At 61.7% G+C, this 2,963-nt stretch carries 4 protein-coding genes; all 4 read left to right on the forward strand.

Translation table 11 applies throughout. The features are described 5' to 3' along the window. A partial coding sequence (locus tag JYJ84_RS32850; RefSeq protein ID WP_205189999.1) for a hypothetical protein occupies positions 1 to 326 on the forward strand: 326 nt, incomplete at its 5' end. Between the two features lie 75 nt (positions 327 to 401). After that, positions 402 to 860 carry a ribosome maturation factor RimP gene (rimP, locus tag JYJ84_RS32855; protein WP_014897219.1) on the forward strand — a complete coding sequence of 153 codons (459 nt, stop codon included), beginning with the start codon at positions 402 to 404 and terminating at the stop codon, positions 858 to 860. After that, on the forward strand, positions 860 to 2,335 hold the full coding sequence (gene nusA, locus JYJ84_RS32860; RefSeq protein WP_122945163.1) for a transcription termination factor NusA: 1,476 nt from the start codon (positions 860 to 862) through the stop codon (positions 2,333 to 2,335). The genes rimP and nusA overlap by 1 nt, the downstream gene beginning before the upstream one ends. A gap of 91 nt (positions 2,336 to 2,426) precedes the next feature. Further along, positions 2,427 to 2,963, forward strand: a 537-nt coding sequence (locus JYJ84_RS32865) for a translation initiation factor IF-2 associated domain-containing protein (protein WP_205190000.1), incomplete at its 3' end; no start/stop codon positions are given.

The raw sequence follows: 2,963 nt of genomic DNA on the forward strand, positions 1-2,963 counted from the left end.
GTCCGGTTTTGTCGGTGCGGCGCGTTGCGTTTATTGCTTTCGGCTATATATATGTCGCGTGGCGCTGCATGGCCGTCGGCATAACCGATCACCGGCGTGCCACGATGGCGCCGGTCGATCGAGTAGCCCGATTTCGCATTTTTGGGCCGGTAAAGGCAGGCAACACGCTGCTTTTACGGGCTGGCTTGGCGTTTGCGCCAAAAATCGCTATAATCGCGGAGTCGCTGGGCGTACGGATTCAATGTGCGGCTCAGGTGCGACCACCAGTAAGAAGATGGGCGTTCCGCCCATTTTTTTTTGCTGAAACGGTTAGGCATCTCGGGTAGCGCTTCCTGCGCCGGCTAAGGCGCGCGCCCGCGGGTGAATCGCGAGCGGCGGGCGCGAACACCTGAGAGGACACTGTGCAACTGACGGAACTGATAGAAACCACGGTCACCGGGCTCGGCTACGAGCTGGTGGATCTCGAGCGCACCGGGCGCGGCATGCTTTGCATCTATATCGATCAGCCTGCCGGCATCTCGCTCGAAGATTGCGAAAAGGTCACGCGTCAGCTCCAGCACGTCTTGACGGTCGAAAACATCGATTACGAACGGCTCGAAGTCTCGTCCCCGGGGCTCGACCGCCCGTTGAAGAAGCTGGCCGACTTCGAGCGCTTCGCCGGCAGCGAAGTTTCCGTGACCTTGAAAAAGCCGCTGGACGGGCGCAAGACGTACCGGGGCATTCTGCACGCGCCGAATGGCGAAACGATCGGTTTGGAATTTGAGAGGAAGAAGGGCGAGGCGGCCATGCTGGATTTCACGCTGGCCGATATCGACAAAGCCCGCCTGATTCCGCAAGTTGACTTTAGGAGCCGCAAATAATGAGTCGCGAAGTGTTGATGCTGGTGGATGCGCTGGCGCGCGAGAAAAACGTCGACAAGGATGTGGTGCTGGGCGCCCTCGAGGCTGCGCTCGCGTCCGCTTCCAAGAAGCTGTTCGACGAAGGCGCCGAAATCCGCGTCCATATCGATCGCGAAAGCGGCGAGCACGAAACCTTCCGTCGCTGGCTCGTCGTGCCCGACGAGGCAGGCTTGCAGGAGCCGGATCGCGAGATCCTGCTGTTCGAGGCACGTGAACAGAATGCCGACGTCGAAGTCGGCGAGTATCTCGAGGAACCCGTTCCGTCGATCGAGTTCGGTCGCATCGGCGCGCAGGCCGCGAAGCAGGTGATCCTGCAGAAGGTGCGCGACGCCGAGCGCGAGCAGATCCTGAACGACTACCTCGAGCGTGGTGAAAAGATCATGACGGGTACGGTGAAGCGCCTCGACAAGGGCAACTTCATCGTCGAATCGGGCCGTGTCGAGGCGCTGCTGCGCCGCGATCAGCTGATCCCGAAGGAAAACCTGCGCGTGGGTGACCGCGTGCGCGCGTACATCGCGAAGGTCGACCGCACCGCGCGCGGCCCGCAGATCGAGCTGTCGCGTACGGCGCCCGAATTCCTGATGAAGCTGTTCGAGATGGAAGTGCCGGAAATCGAGCAGGGCCTGCTCGAGATCAAGGCGGCTGCCCGTGACCCGGGCGTGCGCGCGAAGATCGGCGTCATCGCGTACGACAAGCGGATCGATCCGATCGGCACCTGCGTCGGCATCCGCGGTTCCCGCGTGCAGGCCGTGCGCAACGAGCTCGGTGGCGAAAACATCGACATCGTGCTATGGTCGGAGGATCCCGCCCAGTTCGTGATCGGCGCGCTCGCGCCGGCAGCTGTTCAGTCGATTGTCGTCGATGAAGAAAAGCACTCGATGGACGTCGTCGTCGACGAGAACGAGCTGGCTGTCGCGATTGGCCGCAGCGGTCAGAACGTTCGCCTTGCAGGCGAGCTGACCGGCTGGCAGATCAACATCATGACGCCGGACGAATCCGCCCTGAAGCAGGGTGAAGAACGCGACCGGCTGCGTGCGCTGTTCATGGCGCGTCTCGACGTCGACGAAGAAGTTGCCGACATCCTGATCGACGAAGGCTTCACGAGCCTGGAAGAGATTGCGTACGTGCCGCTCAACGAAATGCTCGAAATCGAGGCGTTCGACGAGGACACCGTGCACGAACTGCGCAATCGCGCACGCGACGCGCTGTTGACGATGGCCATCGCGAACGAAGAAAAGGTCGAGAACGCAGCGCTGGATCTCAAGAGCCTCGACGGCATCACGCCGGAGTTGCTCGCGAAGCTGGCCGAACACGGCATGCAGACGCGGGACGATCTCGCCGAGCTGGCTGTGGATGAACTGGTCGACATGACCGGGATGGAAGAGGATGCCGCTAAGGCGTTGATCATGAAAGCACGTGAACACTGGTTCCAGTGAGAAATGACCATGGCGCACTGATTTGATGGCGGCCGTATGGCCTGACCCGATGCTAACCGCAAGGAATCGGTCCTTGCACTAAGAGGAATGAATGGCGAGTAACAACGTAGCCCAATTTGCCGCGGAACTGAAAATGCCTGCTGGTGTGCTGCTCGAACAGCTGCAGGCAGCGGGCGTCCAGAAAGCGAGTGAAGACGATGCGCTGTCCGAAACGGACAAGGCGCGTCTGCTCGATCATTTGCGCAAGTCGCACGGCGCAACCGACGGCGACAAGCGCAAGATCACGCTGACCCGCAAGCATACGTCGGAGATCAAGCAATCTGACGCGACGGGCAAGGCTCGCACCATTCAGGTCGAGGTCCGCAAGAAGCGTACGTTCGTCAAGCGCGACGACGCGAGCGAGGGTGCGGAACAGGGTCAGGCGCAGGTCGCCGAAGCGGACGACGATGCAGAACTGAAGCGTCGCGAAGAAGAAGCGCGCCGCGAGGCCGAGCTGCTCGAGAAGCAGGCGCAGGAACTGCGCGAGCGTCAGGAACGCCTCGAGCGCGAGGAAGCAGATCGCCGCGCCCGCGAGGAAGCGGCTGAAGCCGAGCGCCGTCGTGCCGAGGAAGAAGCGGCAGCGAAGCGT

This window comes from Burkholderia sp. LMG 13014 (genome assembly GCF_905232215.1).
Classification (GTDB): domain Bacteria; phylum Pseudomonadota; class Gammaproteobacteria; order Burkholderiales; family Burkholderiaceae; genus Burkholderia.